The sequence below is a fragment of the Kitasatospora sp. NPDC001175 genome (assembly GCF_053598215.1).
Genome location: NZ_JBSFJU010000019.1, coordinates 75,443 through 101,739, shown reverse-complemented (window position 1 = coordinate 101,739; position 26,297 = coordinate 75,443). Strand labels below are relative to the sequence as shown.

Sequence of the window (26,297 nt, the reverse complement as noted above, 5' to 3'; positions counted from 1 at the left end):
TGGGGAGCCGCGGCTCGGCTCCCCACACCCCCGGCGACCGGACAGGCCCTAAGCCGCGCCAGCGCCCGTCAGCGACCGGACCTCCAGCTCGGCGTACCGGTCGGCGTCCGCGACCTCGGAAGAGGTGACGGTACCGATCCAGCCCGCCAGGAAACCCATCGGAATGGAGACCAGACCGGGGTTCTCCAACGGGAACCAGTGGAAGTCCACCCCGGGGAAGAGCGCCGCCGGTGTCCCGGACACCACCGGCGAGAACACCACCAGCAGGACGGCGGGGACCAGCCCCCCGTACACCGACCAGACCACACCACGGGTGGTGAAGCGGCGCCAGAACAGGGTGTAGAGCAGCGTCGGCAGATTGGCCGAGGCGGCCGCCGCGAAGGCGAGTCCGACCAGGAAGGCCACGTTCAACTGCTGGGCGAAGAGGCTGAGCACGATCGCCGTCGCCCCGATGGCCACCGCCGCCACCCGGGCCGCCATCACCTCCTGGCGCTCCGTCACCTCCCGGCCGCCGGGGCGCCGCCAGGCCCTCGCGTAGAGGTCGTGGGCGAAGGCCGCGGAGGAGGCCAGGGTCAGCCCGGCGACCACGGCCAGGATGGTGGCGAAGGCCACCGCCGAGATCAGCGCGAACAGCACCACGCCACCGGTACTGCCCATACCGCCGCCCAGATCCAGCGCGAGCAGCGGGACCGCGGTGTTCCCGGCGGGGTTGGCGGCCCGTACGGTCTTCGCGCCGATCACCGCGGTGGCGCCGAGGCCAAGCACGATGGCCATCAGATAGAAGCCGCCGATCAGGCCGATCGCCCACATCGTGGAGCGACGGGCCGCCCGGGCCGTGGGCACCGTGTAGAAGCGGGACAGGATGTGCGGCAGACCGGCCGTGCCCAGCACCAGGGCGAGGCCGAGGCTGAAGAGGTCCAGCCGGCTGACGGCGCTGGCGCCGTACTTGAGCCCCGGCTCCAGGTAGGCCCGGCCGACGCCGCTGTTCCGGGCGGCGGCCCGCATCAGCGCCGACGGGTCACCGTGGAAGCGGACCAGCACCAGCACGGTGAGCAGCGCCGCGCCGGTCAGCAGCAGCCCGGCCTTGACGATCTGGATCCAGGTGGTGGCCCGCATCCCGCCGACCGTGACATAAATGATCATCAGTGCGCCGACCCCGATGATGGTCAGCGTCTTGGCGAGGCCGCTGTCGGTACCGAGCAACAGGGCGACCAGACTGCCCGCGCCCACCATCTGCGCGATCAGGTAGAGGAGGGTGACGACCACGCCGGCCGTGCCCGCGGCGGCCCGCACCGGGCGTTGGCGCATCCGCAGGGCCAGCACGTCGGCCAGGGTGTACCGCCCGGCGTTTCGAACCAGTTCGGCGACCAGCATCAGCACCACCAGCCAGGCGACCAGGAAGCCGATGCTGTAGAGCACGCCGTCGTAGCCGTACAGCGCGATCAGGCCGGTGACGCCGAGGAAGGAGGCGGCTGAGAGGTAGTCCCCGGAGAGGGCGAAGCCGTTCTGCAGCGAGGTGAAGCCGCGCCCGCCGGTGTAGAAGTCCTCGGCGGCCTGACCACGACGCCCGGCCCAGAGCGTGATGCCGAGGGTGACCAGGACGATGACCGCGAACAGGACGACGGCCAGGTCGTGGTGCGCGCCGCCGGTCAGCATCCCGCTCCCGGTGTGCGTGGGGGCGGAGGCCGGCTGCGGCGGTGTGGTGGTGAGCGGTGCCGGGTGCGGGGCGAGGTACGAGGCTTCCGGCTGGGCGGTCGCCGTGGGCGCCAGGCGGGGGTTCGGGGCCGGGGTCATCGCAGCTGGTCCTGGGTGTCCCAGCGGAGGCCGAGCGCGGCTCGGTCCCGCTTGTCACGGGCGTGCCTGGCGTAGAGCCAGGCGAGCAGGAAGGTGGAGGCGAACTGCAACAGGCCCAGCAGCCACGCGACGTTCACCGGGCCGGCCACCTGGCTGCGCATCAGCCCCGGGGCGACGGCCTGCGCGGCCAGGTAGAGCAGGTACCAGAGCAGGAAGGCCGCGGTCGCCGGGAACACGAAGCCGCGGTAGCCGCGCCGGATCTCCTGGAACGGCGCGCTGGCCTGCACCGCCCGGTAGACCTCGGCGGCGTCGGTCGCCGGAGCCGTCCCGGCCGGCCCGGGCGCCGGTGAGGCCTCCACCGCCGACTCGACGGCCGGCCTCACCGCCGACCGCCTCGGTGCGAGGCGTACCGCCGGCGACCCGAGGACCGCCTTGCGCCTGATGGGCCGCGCCGCCCACCAGTCGTACCTCTCCTGCTGTGCCAATGCTGCTCCTGGACCTGGACGCCACGAGGGGGGTGGGGCGTCGGTGTGCTGGTGCAGGTGGCGGAGTATGCGGTTCCGCACGCCCGCTGACCGGACCATGATGGAGCCCTTGCGCACACCCTTATGGCCGATTGCAGATACGTTCACCTGATCAGGTGAGCGAAACGTCAGCTCACAAACTGCGCCTAATCCCATGGGTGAACGCGTACGCCACCGCCTGCGCGCGGTCCCGGACGGCGGTCTTGGCGAAGAGGTTGTTGATGTGCGTCTTCACCGTCGCCTGGCTGACGAAGAGCTCCCGCGCGATCTCCGCGTTGGACAGCCCGTCGGCGATCAGCGCCAGCACCTCGGCCTCCCGGACGGTGAGCCCGTCGGGCAGCTCGGGCCGGGCCGCCGGCTTCGGCGCCCCCGGAGCCGGCCCGTCCTGCCCCAGCGCCGGTGGCGCTGGAGGCTGCGACAGCCGCTCCAGCAGCCGCAGCTGCACCTGGGGTGAGAGTCCCGCCGCGCCGGAGCAGACGTCCGCGACGGCCCGGGCGATCTCCTCGGCGCCGGCGTCCTTGGTCAGGTACCCGCGGGCACCGGCCTGCAGGGCGGGGAAGAGCGAGTCGTCGTCGGCGTAGGTGGTGAGCACCACGACCTCGGTGTTCGGATGCTCGGCCCGGATCCGGCGGGTGGCCTCGACCCCGTCGCAGCGCGGCATCCGCAGGTCCATCAGGACCACGTCCGGCTCCTGCTCGGCCACCAGCCGGACGGCCTCCTCGCCGTCGGCCGCCGCACCGACCACCTCAATGTTCGGCAGGAGCCCCAGCAGCATCACGATCCCCTCGCGTACCACCGTTTGGTCATCGGCGACCACCACCCTGGTCGGCCGCTCACTCATGCCCCACCTCATTCACGCCGGCACCCGCAGCAGCACGCGCCAGCCTCCGTCCTCCGGGCCCGCCAGCAACTCGCCGCCGAGCAGCTCCGCGCGTTCACGCATCCCCAGCAGACCGTACCCACTTCCGCTGGCAGCGAGCTCTCCCGAGCCCGCACCGCGCGGCGGACGGGTGTTGCGCACCTCCAGCTCCACACGGCCCTCCAGGTAGCCGAGCCGGACCGTGACGCGGCTGCCGGGCGCGTGCTTGCGAACGTTGGTGAGCGCCTCCTGGGCGGTGCGCCGCACCGCCAGCCCGGCCTCGGCGGCCAGTGGCCTGGCCGTGCCGCGCACGATGAGCTCCGCGCCCTCCTGCCCCGTCAGCTCCACCAGGTACTCCCCCACCGGTGTGAACTCGCCGCGCAGCGCGGAGAGCGCCTGCCGGGTCTCGGTCAGGCCGTCCTGCGCCATCCGCCGGGCCGCCACCACCCGCTCCCTGACCTGCTCGCGCTCCGCCCCGGTGTCCAGCATCAACCGGGCCGCCTCCAGGTGGACCAGCTGTGCGGAGAGGCTGTGCGCCAGTACGTCGTGGATCTCCCGGGCGATCCTGGCCCGTTCGGCCAGCGCCGCGTTCTCCGCCTCGGCCTTGTGCGCTGCCCGTTCCTGGACCAGCAGCCGGTGCGCGGTAGCCCGGGACTCGGCGTCCAGCCTCAGCAGGCATCCGAGCAGCGCCAGGCCGCCGACGGTGGAGACGGTGGACAGCCAGCTCGCCCAGCTCACCGCGGCGTACGTACCGAAGGAGATTGCCGCCGCCAGCACGGCCGGCCCACGCGGCAGCCGAACCAGCACGGTCACCCCGAGGCCGAGCCAGATGATGTCCGAGAGCGGCACGGCGTGTTGCCACTCGGCCAGCGCGCCCACCACGAGCAGCCCGGCCGTGGCCGCCATGGTGGGCCAGAACCGCTGGTCGCGGCTGCACCGGTGCAGGGCGGTGGCGAGGACCGCGGCCGCCACGATCTCCGCCACCACCGCGGCGGCCGTCCAGAACCCGAAGCGGCCGCGTGAGAAGGTGCCCCAGATCATCACCGTGAACACCACGGCCCTGGTGGCCCACGCGATGATCCGCCGGGGCATGCTCTCCTCGCGGCGCAGCCCCTCCCGGGGCGGCCAGCGGGTCCACTCCTCCAGCGGCACGGACGGTCCTCTCGTTACTGGGACGGCCGGATCAAACACCGGCACCGCAGGGCCGTTCCAGGCTACGGGCCCGCCAGTTGAGTACCAGGCCGCGAACCAGCAGCAGCGCCCCGACGCTGAGCAGCAGGGCGTTGCTGCTCTGGTGCACGTGGAGTGCCGAGCCGAGGCCGTAGAGACCGACCCGAATGGCGATCATGACACCCCAGACCGCGACGGTGGCCATGGTTCCCTTGGCCCACACGCTGCCGTCGCTCTCCTGCCAGAGCCGGACGGTCCAGCCCCACGCCGAACCCACCGCGAGCACCGCGACGATCGAGGTGGCCAGGAGTCCGACGGATTCGGCCCGGTGGGTGGAGTCGATCAGCGCGGGATCGCGCAGCCCGAGCCCGGCCAGGACCACCGGGAGGATCCAGAACCGGCGCTCGGTGTCGATCTTGCGGGCACGCAGCTGACGGCCGACCATCAGTGCGGCCACCGCGATCGCGATCAGGACGTTGGTGAGGGCGGGCATCGCTTTCTCCGACCGGACGGGGGTGCTTCCTTGACACCACCGACGCTACGGAGCGCGGGCCGTCGAGACCTCGGAGCCAGGGTTGATCCGGAAGGGCGAGGGGCCCTCCACCCGTAGGTGGAGGGCCCCTTCCAACCGGCGACCGTCAGGCGTCGATGCGCGAGCGGTCCAGGGTGGCGGCCGAGTCCACGATGAACTCCCGGCGCGGCGCGACCTCGTTGCCCATCAGGAGGTCGAAGATCTTCTCGGCCTGCTCCAGGTCGCCGAGGTTGATCCGGCGCAGGGTGCGGTGGCGCGGGTCCATGGTGGTCTCGGCCAGCTGGTCGGCGTCCATCTCACCGAGGCCCTTGTACCGCTGCACCGGGTCCTTCCAGCGCTGCCCCTTGCGCTGGAACTCCAGCAGGGTGCTGCGCAGTTCGGCGTCGGAGTAGGTGTAGTGGTACTTCTCCTGACCGCGCTTGGGGTTGGTGAGCTCGATCCGGTGCAGCGGCGGGACGGCGGCGAAGACCCGGCCCTGCTCGACCATCGGGCGCATGTAGCGGTGGAAGAGCGTCAGCAGCAGGGTGCGGATGTGCGAACCGTCGACATCGGCGTCGGCCATGAAGATGACCTTGCCGTAGCGGGCCTGGTCGATGTCGAAGGTACGGCCCGAACCCGCCCCTATCACCTGGATGATCGAGGCGCACTCGGCGTTCTTGAGCATGTCGCTCACGGACGCCTTCTGCACGTTCAGGATCTTGCCGCGGATCGGCAGCAGCGCCTGGAACTCCGAGTTGCGGGCCAGCTTGGCGGTGCCGAGCGCCGAATCGCCCTCCACGATGAACAGTTCGCTGCGGTCGACGTCGTCGCTGCGGCAGTCGGCCAGCTTGGCGGGCAGCGAGGAGGTCTCCAGCGCGGTCTTCCGGCGCTGCGCCTCCTTGTGCTGGCGCGCGGCGACCCGGGTACGGGCGGCGGCGACCACCTTGTCCAGCACGGCCCGTGCCTGGACCTTCTGCTCCTTCTTGGCGGAGCTCAGGAACGCCTTGAGCTCCTTGGCCACTACCGCGGCCACGATCCGGTTGGCCGCCGAGGTGCCGAGCACCTCCTTGGTCTGGCCCTCGAACTGCGGCTCGGCGAGCCGGACGGTGACCACCGCGGTGAGGCCCTCGGTGGCGTCGTCCTTGGTGATGTCGTCCTCGGCCACGCGCAGCAACTTGGTTGCCCGCAGCACCTCGTTGACGGTCTTGGCCAGCGAGCGCTCGAAGCCGGTGACGTGGGTGCCGCCCTTGGGGGTGGCGATGATGTTGACGAAGGAGCGCAGGGTGTAGTCGTAACCGGCGCCCCAGCGCAGCGCGATGTCCACCCCGAGGTGACGGGTGACCTCGGTCGGGGTCATGTGCCCGCGCTCGTCCAGGACCGGGACGGTCTCCTTGAAGCTGCCCTCGCCGTGCAGCCGCAGCACGTCGCAGATCGCCCGGTCGGGAGCCAGGAACTCGGTGAACTCGCCGATGCCGCCGTCGAAACGGAAGGTGGTCTCCTCGACCTTGTCGCTCTCCGTCAGCCGCTCGTCACGGACCACGATCGTCAGGCCCGGGACCAGGAAGGCGGTCTGGCGGGCCCGGTTGTGCAGGCTCTCCAGGGAGAGTCGGGCGTCCTTGAGGAAGATCTGCCGGTCGGCCCAGTAGCGGATCCGGGTACCGGTGCGGCCCCTGGGCGCCTTGCCCTTCTTGGTGAGCCCGCTGGTCGCCTCGAACGGCGCGTCCGGGCTGAGCTCGGTGAAGATGCCGGGGGTGCCGCGCCGGAAGCTGATCGCGTGGGTGTGCCCGCCGCGGTCCACCTCGACGTCCAGGCGCGCGGAGAGCGCGTTGACCACAGAGGCGCCGACACCGTGCAGACCACCGGAGGCGGCGTAGGAGCCGCCGCCGAACTTGCCGCCGGCGTGCAGCTTGGTCATCACGACCTCGACACCCGACAGCCCGGTCTTCGGCTCGATGTCGACCGGGATGCCACGGCCGTTGTCGCGCACCTCGACCGAGCCGTCCTCGTGCAGCAGCACCTCGATCCGGTCACAGAAACCACCGAGCGCCTCGTCCACCGAGTTGTCGATGATCTCCCACAGGCAGTGCATCAGACCGCGACTGTCGGTCGACCCGATGTACATGCCCGGACGCTTGCGGACAGCCTCCAGGCCCTCCAGGACGAGCAGGTGCCGAGCGGTGTAATTGGAACCGTCGTCTCCGGCCAACAAGCCGGACGGCACGGTTTTTTCAGCGCTCACGCGGTGCTCCTCATCGAAGTTCTGACCCGTCCGACTTCCGTCCGACGCTCGACTGACTTCCGGCCCGGTCCACAGGCCGACTCGCACAGTGTTCCCAATGCCTGAGACACAGACGGCTCGGCCCGCGCAGCTTGTACGCGCTGCGCGAACAAGACCCGCGCCGGAGCCCGGTACCCGGGAGCGCCATCTCCACCTGCCACCAAGGGTCCTGGCGCACCGAGACGCCAACGACAGGCGGCGGAACTGCTGTGATGCAGGCTACCGGTGCCGGGGACGGGGCTTATGCTCCAACCCAGCTGAGGATTATGCTACGCGGACCCCGATCCCGCTTCGTCAGGGCGTTCGAGGGCCGGGGCGGATCCTGGGAATCGGTACGCATGAACCACCGAAGCCCTGGGCACGTCCTCAGCAACAACACAGCAGAATCCTCAGAGAAGAAAAGCCACGAGCGGGAACGATTTCGACCTGGTTGGATGTTCACCCTGGTACGACAGCTCGTCGAGCTAGAGAAGAGGCGACGTGACTACTGTTCTGACACCTGCGAGCCCGCTCACCGCGGCTGACCGCTGCGACCGCTGCGGCGCCCAGGCCTACCTGCGCGTCGTACTCGCAAGCGGCGGGGAGCTGCTCTTCTGCGCCCACCACGGCCGGAAGTTCGAGCCCGAGCTCAAGAAGATCGCCGTCGAAATACAGGACGAGACGGGTCGCCTCTCGACGACCTCCGCCTCGGCCTCCGACGACGAGCGCTGACCTCGACGCTCGCCCGGCGAGCTGAGTCGAGCCAGGCCGACACCAGCCGGACGGCAGGCCCCGCAAGGGGTTTGCCGTCCGGCTGCGGCGTTTCCCGCCCCCGCCCCCACGACCGAACTGACACGCTGTCGGAGCGTGCCCACCGCAACACCCAAGGTCAGTACGGGAGTACGGAGAGCGGTCGTCAGATCACCGAGTGCAGCCAGTCGGACACCGCCGCCAGCCGGGTGTAGACGCCGGGGTGATTGGGGTCGGCGCAACCGGTGCCCCAGGAAACCAGCCCGGCAAGCCGGCCACCCACCAACAGCGGACCGCCACTGTCGCCCTGGCAGGCGTCCTTGCCGCCGCGCTCCTCCCCCGCGCAGACCATTCCCCTGGCGTCGAACGCCCCTTCCGGGCCGCCCGGATACGCGCGTGCGCAGACCTCGTCCGGGACGATCGGCACATCGACGCCGTGCAGGGTGTTGGAGTAACTACCGTCTCCCCTGGTGTCACCCCAGCCGTAGACCTGCGCCCGAGTGCTCGGCGCGTACGGCTCCGTCTCGCCGGGCGCCACGTAGTCGAGCGCGGCGGACGCCGGCTGGGCCTCGGCGAGCGTGAGCACCGCCACATCCTGCATGTTGGTCGCGTACGAGTAGCCGGGGTGGACAAGCACCTCGCGGACCTCGATCTCCCTACCGGTACGCCGAGTGAGGTCGTCCCTGCCTGCGACCACCCGCAACCCCGGCCGGTCCACCCGCCGGCCGGTGTGCTCGTCGTAGAAGCAGTGCGCGGCCGTCACCACCTTGGTCGGCGCCACCAGGGTGCCGCCGCAGAACTGCCCGGACCGGGAGTTGCCGAACTCCCTGCGGCTGGCCACCGCCACCATCCAGGGATGGGTGGCGGTGGTGACCATCCCGCCGCCCACCACGCGTCGCTGTGCCTCGGCGGGCGCGGCGGCGACGGTCATTGCAATCAGCGAGGCCGGCAGGGCGGCGAGTAGCGCCAGCGTCACCACCCGGCGGCGGCGCCTGCGAGGCGGCAGTGTGGCCGGATGGACGTCCAGGGTGGGCAGCACCGGTTTCTCCAGACAGGTTCGGCAGCGGACAACCGGCACAGCGTATGTGATCGACTACGCAAAGTTCCGACGCCCGTCGCCGCACCACCCGCACGAGCGATCCGGCGCAGGGCTGGATGACGCGCACCCCTACGCCGTCGGTGTCCGGACAGGCCGAAGGGCCCGGAGCGCAAGGCTCCGGGCCCTTCGGGGGCGGTCCGGGAATCAGTCCAGGTAGTCGCGAAGCACCTGCGAACGCGACGGGTGCCGCAGCTTCGACATGGTCTTCGACTCGATCTGGCGGATGCGCTCACGGGTGACGCCGTAGACCTTGCCGATCTCGTCCAACGTCTTCGGCTGGCCGTCGGTGAGGCCGAAGCGCATCGAGACTACGCCGGCCTCGCGCTCGCTCAGGGTGTCGAGCACCGAGTGCAGCTGCTCCTGGAGCAGGGTGAAGCTGACCGCGTCGGCCGGGACGACCGCCTCGGAGTCCTCGATCAGGTCACCGAACTCACTGTCGCCGTCCTCACCCAGCGGGGTGTGCAGCGAGATGGGCTCTCGGCCGTACTTCTGGACCTCGATGACCTTCTCCGGGGTCATGTCGAGCTCCTTGGCCAGCTCCTCCGGGGTGGGCTCGCGGCCCAGGTCCTGGAGCATCTGGCGCTGGACGCGGGCCAGCTTGTTGATGACCTCGACCATGTGCACCGGGATGCGGATGGTGCGGGCCTGGTCGGCCATCGCGCGGGTGATCGCCTGGCGGATCCACCAGGTGGCGTAGGTGGAGAACTTGTAGCCCTTGGTGTAGTCGAACTTCTCGACCGCACGGATCAGACCCAGGTTGCCCTCCTGGATCAGGTCCAGGAAGAGCATGCCGCGGCCGGTGTAGCGCTTGGCCAGCGACACCACCAGGCGGAGGTTGGCCTCCAGCAGGTGGTTCTTGGCGCGACGGCCGTCCTCGGCGATGATCTCCAGCTCGCGCTTGAGCTTCGGGGCGAGCTTGTCGGCCGCGCTGAGCTTGTCCTCGGCGAACAGACCGGCCTCGATGCGCTTGGCGAGCTCGACCTCCTGCTCGGCGTTGAGCAGCGGGACCTTACCGATCTGCTTCAGGTAGTCCTTGACCGGGTCGGCGGTGGCACCGGCGACGGCGACCTGCTGGGCCGGCGCGTCGTCCTCGTCGTCGTCGGAGAGGACGAAGCCCTCCGACTCCTCCTCCGGAGCGTCGCCCTCGGCCTTGTCGCCGGGCAGTGCGACATCGTCGAGCAGCTCCTCGTCACCGAGCAGCTCCTCGTCACCCTTGGCCGCCTTGGCGGCGGTCTTCTTGGCGGCGGTCTTCTTGGCGGGCGCGGCGGTCTTCTTCGCGGCGGCCTTCTTCGCGGGGGCAGCGACCTTCTTGGCCACGGCCTTCAGCTCGGCGGTCTCGACGCTCTCCACCACCGTGACCTCGGTGGTGGAGACCACCGCGGCAACGGCCGGGGCCGCCGGGGTCGCCGCGGGAGCGATCCGTACCGGGGGCCGGGTGGGGGCGGTCGGGGTCCGAGTGGTGACGGCCTTGGTCGCGGTGCGCTTGGTGGTGCTCTTGGCGGCAACGCTCTTGCGCTTGGACCCGGCGGGTTCAGCAGCGCTGACCATCAGGTCCACCCCTTCCTCAATCAGCACCTGGTTGAGGCTGCGCATGACGTTCTTCCACTTGGTGACCGGGATCTGGTCTGCCTCGAACGCCTGGCGCACGTCGTCACCGGCGATCTGCCCCTGGGCCTTGCCCCGCTCGATGAGCGCGAGCAGAGCCGCGGACTCGGCGATCTCGGGGGGAAGCGAACGGGATGTGCTGGCCGACACGAACAACCTCTCGGACGATGAGTGGACTCGAACCCCGTACCTGGCCACCCGAGGAGCGGGAAGTGACACGCGATGACGCGCGGTGTCGATTCCGACCGGCTCGGAGCCCCAGGACTGGGTCTGTAGGACGGCAGCAGCGCCGCAGACCAACACAGCATTCTGACACTGGGCTGGTATTCCGGAGCTGCTTCCGCTCCGTACACATCGCTGCCGCCCCTCAAGTGTTACGCATGGCCGTCGTGGCGCCGGTCACACCGGTGCGTCGGCGCAAAGACGGCCCTCCCGGCCGGCCCGGACGGCCGCGCGACCGCGGCGGTCCGGGGACTGCGGCGGTCGCGGAGCTCGGTCGGTTCGGCCGAAGGGCCGTGATGCCATTGTCTCCGGGCGGTGCCCGATCTCGCGTCCGGGAGCCACCCGGTCCTCTCCGGACGGGCGCCCGGTCTCCTCCGGACGGGCCCCCGGGCTTCTCCGGGATGTGCCCGGTCCGGAGCCCGGTTCAAGCCGGGCCGGATCAGTGCTCGCGCGGACCCGGCACCGAGGGCTCGATCTCCGGATGGACGGTGAGCAGCGCCCGGACCGCCGCCTCGGCAGCGGTGCCGTCGCCGGTGCCGAGCGCGTCGACCAGCCGGGCGTGCAGGCTGACCGAGGCATCGGAGGGCCGCTCGCAGGTGGTCGCCGAGCCGCCGGAGACCTGCAGGGCGCAGGCCACGATCCCGGAGAGGTGCTCCAGCATCCGGTTGCCCGCCAGCTGCAGGACCAGTGCGTGCAGCTCGGTGTCGGCCCGGCCGAAGCTGACCAGGTCGCCCTGGGCCGCGGTGTGGCCCATCACCTCGGTGAGCTCCACCAGCCGCTGCTGGACGTCCTCCCGGCCGTGTCCGGCGGCGAGGCGGGCGGCGAGCGGCTCGATCGCCCAGCGGAGCTCGAACAGCTCGCGGCGCTGCTCGTCCCGCTGCGGGCCGAAGGCCCGCCACTCGATGATGTCGGGGTCGAGCAGGTTCCAGTCGCTGACCGGGCGGACCCGGGTGCCGACGTTCGGCCGGGCGCTGACCAGGCCCTTGGCCTCCAGCACCCGCAGCGACTCGCGGACGACGGTGCGGGATACCTCGAACCGCTGGCCGATCTCCTCGGGGACCAGCGGGCGGTCTGCCCCGAGGTCGCCCGAGACGATCATCTGGCCGAGCTGCTGGACCAACTGGCCATGCAGACCGCGGCCGCGGCTGCTGGTGGTCTTCCGGCCGACCCTGCCGAGGTCGGCCTCCGCGCCCTCCCAGCGTGGCGGGGGCGGAGTGGGCCGATCGGCGTACGAGAAGCGGTCAAGCTCGCCGGCGCCGACTGGGTCTGCCGAACGAGCTGCGGTCATGGTGGGGTGCGCAAGGGTACTCACACGTCCTTTGTCGGCGATCGGTGGTGTCGGCTTGAGAATTCTCGTGAAAAGCACACGAAAGGGTGATCGCCCCTGACCGGATAATTGACTTCTTATCAGGCAGAAACCGCTCTTTTCGATCTCTCCTCTTCGACTGCCGTGACGGGTCGCCACCCCAGGGCGGCCGCCCGACCCGCTGCACGCCCCCTGTCCGACCAGGTCACCGTGGGCTGTGCCGCGCCATGCCGGTCCGGATCACATCGCGGCGCGCTGTCCCGGGACGGGCCCGGGCCCGTCGTACCGACGCCCTCGGCGGCGGCCGGCGGAAGGCGCCGACGTTCAGTCAGAAGGCGCGCCGCCGGCCTGCACCAGAAGGCAGACGCCCACGAAGGCCACCGCAGAGGCGAGCAAGACGGCCGGGAACAGCGGCTGCAGTGCGGGGGCCGGCGCCGGACCGGGCGCCGCGGCTGCCCCCTCGGTAGCGGCCCCCAGCCAGTCCAGCCCGTACTGGAACGGCAGCAGCTCACGGATCTGGTCGGGCAGCGGCTGACCCGGCTGACGGAGCACCGGCACAAGCGCCGGCTCCAACAGTGCGGGGAGCGCACAGAGGATGAGCAGCCCCGCGGCCGCACTGCGCACCAGCGGGGTCGCGAGCAGCCCGGCCCAGCCGGCCAGCACCATCAGCACCCCGTACACCGCGAGGATCGTGCCCGCGGCCGCCAGCCTCGGGACGTCCCCGGTGAACGGCCGCCCCGCGTCCACGTCCGCTGGCAGGGCGAACCGCAACACCACGGCGTCCAGCGCGGTGGTGGCGACGGCGAGCGCCGCCGCGAACAGCCCGATCACCGCCGGCTTCCCCGCGAGCAGCCCGTTCCTGTGCCGGTACGAGACCCGCAAGGCCGCCAGACCGGGGTGCCTGACCTCGTGCCCGCCTCGTGCCCGTACGAGAGCGCCTCCCAGCGCGCCCGCTCCGAGTGCGGCGATCGGGAGCGGCAGCAGCGGGACGACCGCGGTCACCGACCGGACTGCGGCCGGCACCGAGAGGGCGCCCGCAGGCAGTTGGTGGGCCAGCACCGCGGCGACGGCGGCGTCGCCGAGCAGGACCGTACCGAGGACGAAGCGGCGGTCGGTGTCCCGGCGGGCGTCGAAGGTCAGGTCCAGCAGAGCCGGCGGGCGATCCCGGCGGTAGACCTTGGTCAGTCCGGTGATCTGAATCATCGCTGCCTGCTCCCATGCCTTAGGTCGACTGGGTCTGCGGGCACCACGGATGGTCCCCGGGGGCGTACCCGCGCCAGCACACTAGGCCGCACCACGAGATTGTTCGGACATTGCGGATGAATCATGCACGGCATGGCCGCGCAGCTCACTCAATCAGGCGACAGATCCGCAAGGTGATCAGTTCACTCTCGTCCAGCTTTGGCCGCCGGCCGACCTGTCAGGACTCGGGACGAAGCATCGGCGGGTTGAGGTCGGTCGCTCCGCCCGCCTTGAAGAGCTGTGCCGGGCGGCCGCCCTGGCGGGTCGTCGTGCTGCCGGAGGGCACCAGGAATCCCGGGGTGCCGGTGACCTTGCGATGGAAGTTGCGCGGGTCCAGGGCCACGCCCCAGACCGCCTCGTAGACCTGGCGCAGCTCGCCGACGGTGAACTCCGGCGGGCAGAACGCGGTGGCGAGCGAGGAGTACTCGATCTTGGACCGGGCCCGCTCCACACCGTCGGCGAGGATCTCGCCGTGGTCGAAAGCCAGGGGGACCCCCTCGGTCTGGCCCGGCCCGAGCAGCTCGGCGACCGGCGCCCAGCGGGCACTGCGAGCATCTCCGCCGGGGCGCGGGGTGGGCAGGTCGGGCGCCAGCGCCAGGTGCGCCACGCTGACCACTCGCATCCGGGGGTCGCGCTGAGGGTGACCGTAGGTCGCCAGCTGCTCCAGGTGAGCACCGGCCGCACCGTGCCCCGGAGTGGAGTGCGCGCGCAGGCCGGTCTCCTCGGCCAGCTCCCGGGAGGCCGCCTCAGCCAGGCCCTCGTCCGGACGGACGAAGCCCCCGGGCAGCGCCCAGTACCCCTGGAACGGAGGCTCACCACGACGTACCAGCAGTGCACACAGCGCGTGCTCGCGCACCGTCAGCACCACCAAGTCGACCGTGACAGCGAACGGGGGGAAGGCCGACCGGTCATAACGCGACATGGCGACGATCATAGTCGTCTTTCTGACGATAAACACAGGGTTGTGCGGGACAGACGGGGCTGATCTGTCGGACTACACCATCGCGCTGCTCCTGCCCGTCGACAGGCTGTCCGTGTCGATCGCCGCACCGGTTCCTCCTGTGCGGACTCGCGCCGCTCCAGCATCGAGTCACCCGCTTCCTCCGTGATCTCCGCCTCCGCCGTCACCGTCCCGCCTCGTCTCTGTCCTCCTTCTCCCGGTCTCCCCTCCGCACCGGCCTGTCCATCCGGCATCGTGTCGGACCATGGACACGCGGCTCAGCGCGTACCCAGCTGAAGTGCCGGCGGTGCCTCCTCCACCACGGCGACACCGATCCGGCTGATCCTGACCGAAAACGGCTCCCCCGCCACGCGCAGTCCGGTGAGCTCCAGCTCGCCCAGCGGAGCCGTGCTGGCAGGGCGCACCACCACCCGGCCTGCTGGGACATCGGGACGTACTCCGGCGTGCGTCAGCACCAGGTGGACCGATGCGGCTGCTGAGACCGCCGCCGGGCGGCAGGCGGCGGGGTGCGGCACCGGCGGGCAGCCCGTCGTCCGCTGTTCGCCGGCGTACATCTCGGGCAGCCGGCCCTCGAACTGCACGGACGCGCTCAACAGGCCCTCCAGCAGTACCCCGGCCTCCCGTTCGAACCCGGCCTCGGCCAGCCCCGCGACGGCGAGCGCGGTCTCGTGCACCCGGACCGCGCCGCTGCGGTGCCCGAGCGGGTTGAAACGCGGGGACTTCGCACTCAGGGTGCGCAGGCCCCAACCGCAGTCGAACTCGGGGGCGACCAGACGCTGTGCGAGCGCCCGGGTCTGTTCTCGGTCGAGCAGGCTTTCGTGATACGCGCCATCGGCCGACAGCCCGCAGTCGAGGAGGTGCACGAAAGAGGCCGCGACCGCGGACACCGGATGCCCCGGGCCCACGAGTGCCGCTGCTGGACGACCGCCTGACAGGTCATCGATCCAGAACTGTTCTCGGAAGCGTTCGCGCAGGCTGATCGCCCACGCCCGCCACTCCGCACCGCCGGGACGGCCGAAGGCGTCGAGCAGCTCGGCCCCCTGCAGCGCGCACCGGTAGGCCTGTGCCTGCACCTCACAGCGCGGCGGCAGTGGACGGGCGGCCCGCTCCTCGGGAGAACGTCCGAGGTCCGTCACGAAACTGCCCGGTCCGTCGGACAGGAAGGCCCCCGATTCGTCGCTGACATTGGCGCGCAAGGCGGCGAGAGCACGTTCGGCAGCCGGGAGGAGCTCGGCGACCTCCTGCTCGGGCAACCCCCAGCGCCAGGCCTCGGCCAACAGGGTCACGAAGAGCAGTGTGGCCTCGGTGGCCGTGCAGGACGGCGGAAGTTCTGGGCCACCGTGTCTCAGTCCGCCCGGGAGGAGACCCTCCGGCCCGGCCCACGGCCCTGGCCCGATACCCGCCGCACCTTCTGCCCCGGTCACGGTCGACGCGGCCGGCACTGCCACCGTGGACGTCGAGCCTGCGGTGATGCCGGAGGCTGCTCGACCACCCGGGTTGTTGGATCTGTGGTGCTGACGCCGCGCCAGGGCACGCAGTGTCCCGGCTGCCAGACGTGTGCCGAGGGGCAGCATCAGCCTGGCTGCCCAGATCGCGTCGGCCGCGGTCAGACCGAACCGCCACGGCACCCCGGACGCTGTGTAGAGGTCCGTCGGCCGGTCGGCATCGGCCAGCAGCAGACCGCCGAGTGCGTCCAGGGAACGTGGGACGAGCAGTTCCACCCGGGGGTCGTCGCACCGCACCCCTGGCTCCGACCAGGGCAGTGGCACGCCCTGGGCACGACCGGTCGGGGGGCGGAAGGCCGCCGCCGAGGACTCGGCCTCGGCCTGCAGTTCGACCGACCAGCGGGCGCCGGGTTTCAGTTCCAAGTCCCAACGCAGCACCCCGGCGCCGGCAAGGACGGCGTGCGGGGACGGACGTGCTGCGACGGTGGTGCTGCGTCCCGGCCTGACCCACCGCAGCCCGGCTGACTGGACCTGGCCCGAGAGGTCGGCCAGCCGCCGCCCGGCGGCGATGTCGGCCAGCGACCCCAGGTCCGTCCCAAGGGCGATCTCCAGCGGAAGGCGGGCCGGACGGCCTCCCGTGTTCCGTACGGTGATGGTCTCCACACCGTCGGCGTGGCGGAGCCGCTCGACGGTCAGCGCAGGGTCCGGGTCAGGATCCCCGGGGATGCGGACCGCACCGACGAAGCGCGCCTCGGCCGCCGATGTCAGGGCCCCCTGGAGGGGCAGCGGCTCGAGTCCGCCCAGCCGGAGTTCCATTCGGGCCAGTACTCGGATCCCCGAGCGGTAGAAGCCGTGGAGGCTCTGGCCGCGGAGCTGGCCATCGGTCCCGGAGACGGCCATTGCCGGGGCGTTGACGCACAGAACTCCGGCGTGGGCAGCGGTGTGCAGGGGCGTCTGCTGGGGACGTGCCTGGTGCGCCGGGCGCGCCAGGCCCCTGACCGGCCGATCGGGAGGCACCGCTGGACGTGCCGGGGCCTCAGCCGGGGCGGCCCCGGGAGCGGCGGTAAGGGCGGTGGCGATAGCCATGCCTGGTCGGGTCGGCAGCAATCCGAATCGCGATTCCTCGAACGACGCGACAGCCGGCAGCGGTTCGGGTGGCATCGGCGGTGCGGCTGACGTCGGCACCGCTGCCGCGGAAACCGGCGCCGCTTCTGAGCGGGGAACGGCCCGAGCTGACAATGCGGATGGTGGTGCGGTCGGCGGCGCCGTCTGTGGCACTGCCTCTGGCGGCCTGATGGCGGTCACCTGGCTCTCCTCCCTCGGCCGACCGACGGCTGGCCGTACCGGTCGGCCGCGAGCGTGCTCGATAGCGATCTGATGTCTACCGCCGTCACGGGCGGACACCCGCCGACGACTGGGCTCTTCGCCCTGCACTCGGTGCCTCCCCCGACGGCACCCACTCACGTCGCCTGTCCGGCCTTGCGCGGCGGGCGGGCTCCGGCGGGCCGGTCAGACCCAGGAACCGGCCTACCCGCTCCTCACCCGTCCCGGCCTGGGCCGGGCTCCGCGAGCACCGACACGACCCACCCCAGGACGGGTACGAGACGGCCAGTCCCGTACACCTCCGCCTCCCGAGCACTCGGCACCAGTCCGATCGGTGGCAACACCCCGCAGGGCGACACCCCGCAGGATGAACGCGGCTCACCTCCCCCAGGTCACGCCGGAGCAATGACAACCGCTCTACCAACACCCTGTTGCTGGACCGCCGGTGTCGCTCCGAGCCGGCTCCAATCGAGGGAAGGTTCGATCAATCTTCTCGAGCGGCAAGTCCGTTCGACTCCGAGCCGGGTTGTGGCCCTGATTCGCACGCTGGGTTCCGACGGCCGTTCCCGGCGGTCGTGCATCCGGAGGACGGAGCCGTTCCCCGAGACCGGTTGCCTCGGTGCCGGCTGCCGCACCGGGTCCCGGTACGGCAGCACGGTACGGTGCGTGGGCGGCGGGCCCCTCACCGGAATCCGCGTTGGTATCCGCCGTGCCGCGCCCATGACCAGCTCATACCGAGGAATTGCATGTCCACCACCAGCCGACTGCCCGGGATCGTCACGACCGACCACGTCTTCCAGCTGCCGTTGGACCACCAGTTGCCCGACGGTGAGCAGATCGAGGTGTACGCCCGTGAAGTGGTAGCCGCCGGACGGGAATCGGACGAGCTGCCGTGGCTGCTGTTCCTCCAGGGTGGCCCCGGCGGCAAGGCCGCACGCCCGCTGGGCCGGGACAGCTGGCTGGCCCGGGCCCTGGACGACTACCGGGTGCTCCTGCTCGACCAGCGCGGTACCGGACGCTCCACTCCGGCGAACCGGCAGACGCTCGCTCGGCGCGGAACCCCCGAGCAACAGGCGGACTTCCTCGCCCACTTCCGAGCCGACTCGATCGTCCGGGACGCCGAAGTGATCCGCCGTCGGCTGCTCGGCGAGGACGGCCGCTGGACCGTGCTCGGCCAGAGCTTCGGCGGTTTCTGCACGCTCACCTACCTGTCGCTGGCCCCGGAGGGCCTTCGCGAGGCGTTCGTGACCGGCGGACTGGCGGGGCTGCGCAGCTCGGCGGAGGACGTGTACCGCGCCGCCTACCCGCGTGTGGCGAGGAAGAACGAGGCGCACTACGCGCGCTACCCGCAGGATGTGGAACGCGTTCGGCGGATCGCCGCGCACCTGGTCCAGGCAGCGGCCCGGCTTCCGGACGGTGGCTTGCTGACCGTCGAGGCGTTCCAGGGGCTCGGCATGCTGCTCGGATTCGGGACCGGCTCGCACACGCTGCACTACCTGCTCGAAGAGGCCTGGGTCGAAGGCCTGGACGGGCCGGAGTTGTCGGACACCTTCCTCGCCGGTGTCCAGGCGCAGCTGTCCTTCGCTCATGGGCCTCTGTACGCCGTGCTGCACGAGTCGATCTACGGCCAGCGTTCGGTGGACCCGGCCGGGACGGAGTGGGCGGCGGAAAGTGTCCGCAAGGAGTTCCCGGAGTTCGACGCCGAGCAGGCGCTGGCGGAGGGCCGGCCGGTGCTGTTCACCGGCGAGATGATCTTCCCGGCGCTGTTCGAGACCGACCCGGCGCTCCAACCGCTGCGTGAGACGGCGCAGTTCCTCGCCGAGCGTGGCAACTGGCCCGATCTGTACGACCCGGTGCGGCTGGCCGGCAACCAGGTGCCGGTCTTCGCGGTGGTCTTCCACGACGACATGTACGTGGACACCGCCGACTCCCTGGAGACGGCACAGGCTGTCCGGGGGCTGCGCACCTGGGTGACCAACGAATGGGAGCACGACGGTCTGCGGGTGAGCGGCGGAGCGGTGCTGGACCGGCTGATCAGGATGGCGCGCGGCGAGCTGTAGCCGATCCGTGAGCCAGCGGCTGAGGCGGGTGATCCGCTCGGTCGACGGCACACGGCCCCATCGGCGCCGGGGCGGTGGCCACTTCGCAGTGGCCACGCCTCCGGCCCGGGCGGGCGAGGTCGCCTGGGGCGAGCACTCGCTCATGCCGGCTTCCTGTTCCACTTGGGAGCGCGACGTCGGCAAGCACCGCCGTGCTGCTGGACGGCAGCGCGCTGAGTCACCGCCGCCCCCGGCCTCTCCGGTCGAAGCCTGCCCGACAGCCGCCGGCCCGCCTGACGAACCTGACTCCGTAGGCCGCCTCGGCCGGGGCGGCTCGGGTCTCCACGATCGGCAGCCCGGTCCGACCGGCCGTAGCCGGCCTCGGGACCCCGGACCTCGCCTGGCCCCCGACCTTCGTCGGCGCCGGAAGATGCCACCCCGCTCGCAACAGCCGGCAACGCACAGTCCAGGTCCGGGACAACCGGAGTGCCCTCCCTGACTTTCGCGGTGCCTCCGGCCTCCTCGTCGGGCACCGCTGTTGTGACCTGTTCGTCGGGCAGCCGATCACCCGCCCGTGTTGTGCCCGGTGGGGCAGCGGCCGGTGGTTCTTCGGACGGCGATCCACCGGCGGGTGTCCCGTCGATCGACGTTTCAGGCGCCGGTGTTTCAGGCTTCGCCGTGCTGGCGACCGAGCCGGTTCCAGTGACCCGCCCGGTCCCGACGTCCGGCGCAGGCGGCTGATCGGCGGGCGAGGGAGCCCTGGACGGCAGCTCCGGGTCGCGGCGGACTGCCCGCTCCCGGCGCACGCTCTCCAGCAGCTGGTCCGGCAGCAACCCGCCGTTGAGCGACTCGTAGATCAGTTGTGCCAGCGTGTACTCGGGGTTGAGATCGAGTGCCTTCGCCAGCACGACCCGTGCCGTCGCGGAGTCGTCCGCGAGCCAGGACGTCCAGGCGAGCAGCGTCAGGGGCGCCGCCGCGAGGTGTTCGAAGGGCGGGACGCAGCGTTGTGCGAGGAAGCGCCAGAGCCGCTGAGCGGAGCCGAGTTCCTCCGACTCCGCGTACTCGGCGGCGCGGTCCCTGCCCATCTTGTCCTGCAGGCCGACCAGCAGCCTCGCCACGCGCTCGGGGGCGATCTCGCGCGCACCTGCCTGGAACTCGGCCATGCTCTCGTCGAGCAGCTCGACCGTGCGGGCCACCGCGGCCTGGCGGCCGCCCGGCTCGGTCATCTCGCGGAGCAGCTGGGGGCCCGCCCGCTCGATCGCCACCCGCTGCGGCTCGTCGTCGGGCGGTCCGATCGGCGCCAGACCCGCGACGATCGATTTCCGGCTGCCCCTGGGGGCCAGCCCGGCGAAGGTGGCCGCCGCAGCGGCCGGGCTCACCATCCCGGGCGGACGGACCGGTACGCCGCTGGGGTCGCAGCAGCCCGTCCCGGCGCAGAGGAAGGACCACCAGCGGCCGGCCGAGACGCACAGGGACTCCTTCACCACGACGTCCAGGTCACCGAACGCCTGGGCCAGGTACTGCGCCAGCGGCTTGAGCTCCGCGACCACGCTGCGGCCGTCACCGCTCGCGGGGTCTCGGCAGAGGTAGAGCAGTACCTGCTCGGGGCGGCGATCGCGCTGCTCGGACAGCTCGACCAGCAGCCGTGCCGCCTCCGTCCCCATCGACTGCCACCGGACGGGGTCGTCGGGGATGTCCAGCCTGATCACCCCGCCCTGCTGGAGGTGGGGGCCGCTCAGGCCCACGGCGACGATGCTGTCGTCGGGGAAGAAACCCAGCAGGTAGGGCAGCATTTCTGCCATGTCGGCCGGCCCTCGCATCCGGACGGGCAGCTGGGTGGGGAGGCGTCGCGGAACGGGCCCGAAGGGCACGGCGGAAGTGAAGTCCTCGTTCATGCCGGGAAGCGTGCCGCAGCTCGGCACCCTGTGGCCGGGGCCGGCTCCAACCTGTGGACAAACCGGGGGTTACAGCACTAACTCACTCATTCGGGTGAATTAAAATTGGCAACATTTCCGGATAAAAGGCACCAACTTGGCGGACTGTCCTCTGATATTCAGAACCCTGCCCATTCCCGGCATTCGCTGCTTGTCCGTCTCACCCGGTATCCATGGAGCCATGCACGCACCCATCGAAGCCCAAGACACCACCCCCGACCGCGCCGCCGTCCGGGCCCGGGCGGAGGCCGTGCTGCGCGAGCTGGCCGGTCCCGGCGCCGCACTGCGCGAGGACCAGTGGCTCGCTATCGAGGCCCTGGTCATCGACCATCGCCGCGCCCTGGTGGTCCAGCGCACCGGTTGGGGCAAGTCGGCCGTTTACTTCATCGCCACCGCCCTGCTGCGCGCCCGCGGTGCGGGCCCGACCGTGATCGTCTCTCCACTGCTCGCCCTGATGCGCAATCAGGTCGACTCGGCCGGCCGGGCCGGGATCCATGCCCGGACCATCAACTCGGCCAACCCCGAGGAGTGGGACGAGATCCAGTCCGAGATCGCCGCCGGCGCGGTGGACGTCCTGCTGGTCAGCCCGGAGCGGCTGAACAACCCCGACTTCCGCGACCAGGTGCTCCCCAAGCTCGCCGCCGCCACCGGTCTGCTGGTGGTGGACGAGGCGCACTGCATCTCCGACTGGGGCCACGACTTCCGGCCCGACTACCGCCGGCTGCGGACCATGCTCGCCGAGCTGTCCCCCGGCGTGCCGGTGCTGGCCACCACGGCCACCGCCAACGCGCGTGTCACCGCGGATGTCGCCGAGCAGTTGGGGACGGGCGCGCCCGAGGTGAGCGCGACCCGCTCCGGCATGGGGCCGGATGACGCGACCGCCCCCAGCACCGTGGGTACGCCGGGTGCCGACACCCGCGCGCTGGTGCTGCGCGGTCCGCTCGACCGGGAGAGCCTCAGCCTCGGCGTCCTGTCGCTGCCCGACCCCGCACACCGGCTCGGCTGGCTGGCCGACCACCTCGCCGAGCTGCCCGGTTCCGGCATCATCTACACCCTCACCGTGGCCGCCGCAGACGAGGTCACGGACTTTCTGCGGGCCCGCGGCTACCAGGTCGCCTCGTACTCCGGACGCACCGAGGACGCCGAAAGGCGCGCCGCAGAGGCGGATCTGCTGGCCAACCGGGTGAAGGCCCTGGTCGCGACCTCCGCGCTGGGCATGGGCTTCGACAAGCCGGATCTCGGCTTCGTGGTGCATCTCGGTTCACCGAGTTCGCCGATCGCCTACTACCAGCAGGTCGGCCGGGCCGGGCGCGGCGTGGCGCGGGCCGAGGTGCTGCTGCTCCCCGGCCGTGAGGACGAGGCGATCTGGCGGTACTTCGCCTCGCTCGGCTTCCCGGCCGAAGAGCAGGTCCGCCGGACGCTCGACGCCCTCGCCGAGGCCGGGCGGCCGCTCTCCACTGCCGCTCTGGAGCCGCGGGTCGACCTCCGCCGGGCACGGCTCGAGACCATGCTCAAGGTCCTCGACGTCGACGGCGCGGTCCGCCGGGTGCGTGGCGGTTGGACCGCCACCGGCGCGGCCTGGTCCTATGACGCGGCGCGCTACGCCAAGGTCGCCGAGTCCCGCGAGGCCGAGCAGCGGGCGATGCGCGAGTACGCGGCGACGACCGGGTGCCGGATGGAGTTCCTCCGGCGGCAGCTGGACGACGAGGCCGCGTCGCCGTGCGGTCGTTGCGACAACTGCGCGGGGGCACGGCACTCCTCGGAGGTCTCCGCCGAGGCGCTGGCGGCGGCCAGGGCCGCGCTCGGACGTCCCGGCGTCACCTTCGAGCCGCGTCGGCTCTGGCCCACCGGGATGGACGCGCTCGGCGTGGGGCTCAAGGGGAGGATCCCGGCGACCGAGCAGGCCGAGACCGGCCGGGCCCTGGGTCGGCTCTCGGACATCGGTTGGGGCACCCGGCTGCGCACGCTGCTCTCGGAGCAGACCCCCGACGGTCCTGTCCCGGCCGAGGTACGGGACGCGCTGGTCAGCGTGCTCACCGACTGGGCGCGCGGCCCCGGTGGCTGGGCCGGCCCGGAGACAGCCGACGGCAGCCGGCTCACCCGGCCGGTCGGGGTCGTCACCATGGCCTCGTCCACCCGGCCGATGCTGGTGGAGAGTCTCGCTGCGGAGCTCGCCGCGATCGGACGGCTACCACTGCTGGGCCGGTTGGAGTACGTCTCCGGCCGACCGCCGCACGGTCCGCGCAGCAACAGCGCCCAGCGACTGAACACTCTCGCGGGCACGCTGGTGGTACCGGTCGGTCTCTCCTCGGCACTGGCGGCCGCGCCCGGTCCCGTGCTGCTGATCGACGACCTGGTCGACTCCGGCTGGACGGTCACGGTGGCGGCACGACTGCTACGACAGGCTGGGGCGAGCGCAGTGTTGCCACTCGTGCTGGCGGTCCAGGCCTGACCGGTCGCCCACTCGTCCTGACGGTGCTCGCCCGCCGGCCGCGCACCGGCTCCGGCCACCGGTTGGCCCGTCAGGCGAATGGTTCAGGTCCGGCTGCGGAATATGTATGGCAGATCGTCCGAATGCGGGCGGCATACCTCTAGTCGTCGTTGCCGGTCGGACCGGTCTGACCTGAGAATTGGTCCGTACCCCGCTCGCGGTCCAGTGGACCTGGCCTCCGGCGTACGCGGGTACCGGTACGCCCGGCGGGCGGGTCAGGAGGATCGCGATCAGCCGCATCGACCGACCTCGGTCTTCCTCCGCCCGGAAACGGTCCATCGACCTGGAGACCTGGACCGACTCCGGGATCCCGTTGCTGCGCGCCCCACGCGAGCTCGTCACCGAACTGCACCGGTTGCACCTGCCCCAGCCGGGCACCACCGTGGTGGCCGTGCTGGACGCCCGGCACCGTGCGACGGCCTCCGCATCGTTCGCCGTACGGCCGCATGTCGAGGACGGCTGGCACCACCGGAACGCGATCCTTGCCCACCTCCGACAGATCACCGCGCACGATCTGCGGCTGGCGCGGCCCACCCGAACCGCAGTCCTGCTGCACTGCCGCGAGGGTTCCGGCGACTGGACGGAGCAGGACGGCTCCTGGATGTGGGCGCTGCGCGACGCGGCCACACTGCACGGTCTGCGGTGCGGCTCGTACATCGCCCTGACGCCGACCGGCTGGCGGTCGCTCGGCGACGGCCGTCACGGCCGCACACCGCACTCGGGTTCCTGGGCCGAGGGCCCCCTGCACACCGTCAGCGAACTCACGCCGCGTTCCGCCCGGGAGTCCGCCCCGGAATGGGCCTGGCGGCCGGCCGGTGTCACCTCGTTCAAGACCGCCCGCCGCACAGCCGCGCGCTGAGGGCGTGTCGAGGGTTTTCCTCGAGCGGCCGTCGTGAGGTGCCGGACCGCGGGCCGGACGGACTCGGCAGAACCGAGGACACCGGCAGGACGGCCCGGAGTACCGGGCCACCGTAAGGCGGCCGGTGTGAGCCGACGTCAGCGAGGAGATGCCGACTCACAGACCCGAGGGGGAGACCGACGTGGGAGGCCGCCCCGCCCAGCCGGATCGGCCGACCGGGCCGGCTCCGGCCCACCGCAAGCCTGACCGGCCCGTACCGGGCGGGACTGCCTGGCGGAACCGGCCACTTGGCCCGTGCTGTTACGAGTTGGGCCTTTCAAGCTGAACTCGTGCGGCAGGGGCGGACCGGTGTCAGAGCAGGCCGGCTCAGACCGGGACCGGCCGGTTCGCGTCCGGGAAGACCGCTGCCGTCAACTCGGGCTCACCGCAGACCACCAGCAGCGTCCCGGCGTGGCCGAGCGCCTTCCGGGCCAGCTGATCGACCCGTGCGGACCGGGCCGCGTTGACGACCAGTACCACCACGTCACGCCGAAGCGGATTGGTCGCGGCGGCCTCCGCATAGAAGACGTCTCCGGTTTCGGCGAGTTGGGCCCAGTACCGGTCCGCGCCGAAGGAGAGTTCGTGCTGCTGCCACGGGTGCGGCTCACCCACCGTCAGCACCAGGATGTCGCCGGGGCGGCATCCGGACTCCAACAGCAGGTCCACAGTCTCGTCCGCCCGCTCGATGACATCCTCCACGGCGGCCGGAACCATGCGCACCTCGGGCTGCCCGGCCGGGCGGCCGGCCGCGGGCGCGGGGCGGCGAACACCGGGCGTCGGCTTGGGAATCGGCGTGCGAGCCGGAGGCGGCGTCGGTCGGGGCCCGCCGCTCGGCGGGGCCGGGCGCGGTGCCGCGGGCCGCGGCCCGGGCACGACAGCGGGCTTGCGGGGGGCGCGTGCGTCCGACTCGCGGAGGAAGGGAACGCCGGGGCCCGGAATGGTCTCGTGAATCTCCGGCTCCTCGGGGAAGACAGGCATACCCGGATATCTATCAAACGCCGGTCGGATGCGCACGGGCGCCCCACCTGTCGGGCACCCGCCAGGAGACCGGCCACCCGCGCAGACAGGAGGACGATTCGTCAGAAGACGTCAGAATCCCAGCGAAAGCTGCTCGTCCTGCGGCTCCGCCACCCTCCCCCGTTTCAGGTGGCTCCACTTGGGCAGCGCATCGAGGTAGGCCCAGGACAGCCGGTGGTGTTCGGTGGGCCCGTACTCCTCCAGCGCCAGCCGGTGCACCGGGGACGGGTAGCCCGCGTTCTCCGCGAAGCCGTACGCCGGGTACGCCTCGCCGAGTTCTGCCATCAGACCGTCCCGGTGCACCTTGGCGAGGACGGAGGCGGCCGAGACACAGATGCAGGACTGGTCGCCCTTGATCACGGTGCGCACCCGCCAGGGGCCGCCGAGGTAGTCGTGCTTACCGTCGAGGATGACCGCGTCGGGCCGCACCGGGAGTGCCTCCAGCGCGCGCACGGCGGCAAGGCGCAGGGCTGCGGTCATGCCGAGCTCGTCGCACTCCTGCGGCGAGGCGTGGCCGAGCGCATAGGCGGTGACCCAGTCGGCGAGGACCGGGGCGAGTGCCGTGCGGCGGCGTTCGGTGAGCAGTTTGGAGTCGGTCAGACCCTCCGGAGGCTTGCGCAGACCGGTCACCGCCGCCCCGACCGTGACCGGGCCTGCCCAGGCTCCGCGCCCGACCTCATCGAGGCCTGCCACCAACCGGGCACCGGCCCGACGGAGGGAGCGTTCGACCGAGTGGGTCGGCGGATCGTAGGGCATCGGAGGTCCTTCGGCTGTGTCCTGGGCGCCTCCCCAGCCTACGTCCTGGTGCTCACCCCGTAACCCAGCCGGTTTGGACCCGTCCGCGCCCCGA

Annotated in this window: 19 protein-coding genes; 4 read left to right on the top strand and 15 right to left on the bottom strand. The window is 71.6% G+C overall.

Translation table 11 applies throughout. From position 1 onward, the window contains the following. Nucleotides 1–48: 48 nt before the first annotated feature. The 6 genes from ACWDAK_RS16690 to ACWDAK_RS16665 form a co-directional block, all read right to left on the bottom strand. Entirely contained in the window at nt 49–1,656 is a 1,608-nt protein-coding gene (locus ACWDAK_RS16690) for a solute symporter family protein (RefSeq protein WP_344638620.1), read from the bottom strand. Between the two features lie 134 nt (nt 1,657–1,790). Further along, the gene (locus tag ACWDAK_RS16685; protein WP_344638584.1) at nt 1,791–2,279 is read right to left on the bottom strand and encodes a DUF485 domain-containing protein; all 489 of its coding nucleotides are present in this window, start codon (nt 2,277–2,279) and stop codon (nt 1,791–1,793) included. A 172-nt stretch (nt 2,280–2,451) separates the two neighbouring features. Continuing rightward, nucleotides 2,452–3,159 (bottom strand): response regulator transcription factor, encoded by a 708-nt coding sequence (locus tag ACWDAK_RS16680; RefSeq protein WP_344638583.1) that lies wholly within the window; start codon nt 3,157–3,159, stop codon nt 2,452–2,454. A gap of 12 nt (nt 3,160–3,171) precedes the next feature. Beyond that, nucleotides 3,172–4,269, bottom strand: a complete 1,098-nt coding sequence (locus ACWDAK_RS16675) for a sensor histidine kinase (protein WP_344638619.1) — start codon at nt 4,267–4,269, stop codon at nt 3,172–3,174. Between the two features lie 91 nt (nt 4,270–4,360). Continuing rightward, nucleotides 4,361–4,840 (bottom strand): DUF1453 domain-containing protein, encoded by a 480-nt coding sequence (locus ACWDAK_RS16670; protein ID WP_344638582.1) that lies wholly within the window; start codon nt 4,838–4,840, stop codon nt 4,361–4,363. A gap of 145 nt (nt 4,841–4,985) precedes the next feature. Further along, a complete protein-coding gene (locus ACWDAK_RS16665) occupies nt 4,986–7,097 on the bottom strand; it encodes a DNA gyrase/topoisomerase IV subunit B (RefSeq protein WP_344638581.1) in 2,112 nt (703 codons plus the stop codon). 519 nt (nt 7,098–7,616) lie between these two features. Between ACWDAK_RS16665 and ACWDAK_RS16660 the strand changes: the two genes are divergently transcribed. Further along, a complete protein-coding gene (locus ACWDAK_RS16660) occupies nt 7,617–7,847 on the top strand; it encodes a DUF7455 domain-containing protein (RefSeq protein ID WP_344638580.1) in 231 nt (76 codons plus the stop codon). Between the two features lie 184 nt (nt 7,848–8,031). Here the strand turns inward: ACWDAK_RS16660 and ACWDAK_RS16655 are convergent, their stop codons facing one another. The 6 genes from ACWDAK_RS16655 to ACWDAK_RS16630 form a co-directional block, all read right to left on the bottom strand. Continuing rightward, nucleotides 8,032–8,901 (bottom strand): S1 family peptidase, encoded by an 870-nt coding sequence (locus ACWDAK_RS16655; RefSeq protein ID WP_425557754.1) that lies wholly within the window; start codon nt 8,899–8,901, stop codon nt 8,032–8,034. 207 nt (nt 8,902–9,108) lie between these two features. Further along, nucleotides 9,109–10,725 carry an RNA polymerase sigma factor gene (locus ACWDAK_RS16650; protein ID WP_344638578.1) on the bottom strand — a complete coding sequence of 539 codons (1,617 nt, stop codon included), beginning with the start codon at nt 10,723–10,725 and terminating at the stop codon, nt 9,109–9,111. 505 nt (nt 10,726–11,230) lie between these two features. Then, on the bottom strand, nt 11,231–12,157 hold the full coding sequence (locus ACWDAK_RS16645; protein ID WP_344638577.1) for a FadR/GntR family transcriptional regulator: 927 nt from the start codon (nt 12,155–12,157) through the stop codon (nt 11,231–11,233). Between the two features lie 264 nt (nt 12,158–12,421). Then, nucleotides 12,422–13,300 carry a hypothetical protein gene (locus ACWDAK_RS16640; protein WP_427393760.1) on the bottom strand — a complete coding sequence of 293 codons (879 nt, stop codon included), beginning with the start codon at nt 13,298–13,300 and terminating at the stop codon, nt 12,422–12,424. Between the two features lie 217 nt (nt 13,301–13,517). Further along, nucleotides 13,518–14,261, bottom strand: a complete 744-nt coding sequence (locus tag ACWDAK_RS16635; RefSeq protein WP_344638575.1) for an NUDIX hydrolase — start codon at nt 14,259–14,261, stop codon at nt 13,518–13,520. A 296-nt stretch (nt 14,262–14,557) separates the two neighbouring features. Continuing rightward, entirely contained in the window at nt 14,558–16,645 is a 2,088-nt protein-coding gene (locus tag ACWDAK_RS16630) for an amylo-alpha-1,6-glucosidase (protein ID WP_427393761.1), read from the bottom strand. A gap of 1,169 nt (nt 16,646–17,814) precedes the next feature. On the opposite strand from ACWDAK_RS16630, the gene ACWDAK_RS16625 reads away from it, so the two are divergent. Beyond that, nucleotides 17,815–19,128, top strand: coding sequence for an alpha/beta fold hydrolase (locus tag ACWDAK_RS16625; RefSeq protein WP_344638573.1), 1,314 nt, complete (start codon nt 17,815–17,817; stop codon nt 19,126–19,128). Nucleotides 19,129–19,268: 140 nt separating this feature from the next. Here the strand turns inward: ACWDAK_RS16625 and ACWDAK_RS16620 are convergent, their stop codons facing one another. Continuing rightward, a complete protein-coding gene (locus tag ACWDAK_RS16620) occupies nt 19,269–21,002 on the bottom strand; it encodes a DUF4192 domain-containing protein (RefSeq protein ID WP_427393762.1) in 1,734 nt (577 codons plus the stop codon). Between the two features lie 220 nt (nt 21,003–21,222). Between ACWDAK_RS16620 and ACWDAK_RS16615 the strand changes: the two genes are divergently transcribed. Together ACWDAK_RS16615 and ACWDAK_RS16610 are read left to right on the top strand one after the other, a co-directional pair. Beyond that, a complete protein-coding gene (locus tag ACWDAK_RS16615; protein ID WP_344638571.1) occupies nt 21,223–23,493 on the top strand; it encodes a RecQ family ATP-dependent DNA helicase in 2,271 nt (756 codons plus the stop codon). Between the two features lie 277 nt (nt 23,494–23,770). Beyond that, nucleotides 23,771–24,391: a hypothetical protein gene (locus ACWDAK_RS16610; protein WP_425557753.1), complete on the top strand. Its 621-nt coding sequence runs from the start codon at nt 23,771–23,773 to the stop codon at nt 24,389–24,391. A gap of 366 nt (nt 24,392–24,757) precedes the next feature. Here the strand turns inward: ACWDAK_RS16610 and ACWDAK_RS16605 are convergent, their stop codons facing one another. Continuing rightward, on the bottom strand, nt 24,758–25,129 hold the full coding sequence (locus ACWDAK_RS16605) for a hypothetical protein (protein WP_344638570.1): 372 nt from the start codon (nt 25,127–25,129) through the stop codon (nt 24,758–24,760). 390 nt (nt 25,130–25,519) lie between these two features. After that, nucleotides 25,520–26,203 carry a ribonuclease HII gene (locus tag ACWDAK_RS16600; RefSeq protein WP_344638569.1) on the bottom strand — a complete coding sequence of 228 codons (684 nt, stop codon included), beginning with the start codon at nt 26,201–26,203 and terminating at the stop codon, nt 25,520–25,522. Between the last annotated feature and the right edge of the window lie 94 nt (nt 26,204–26,297).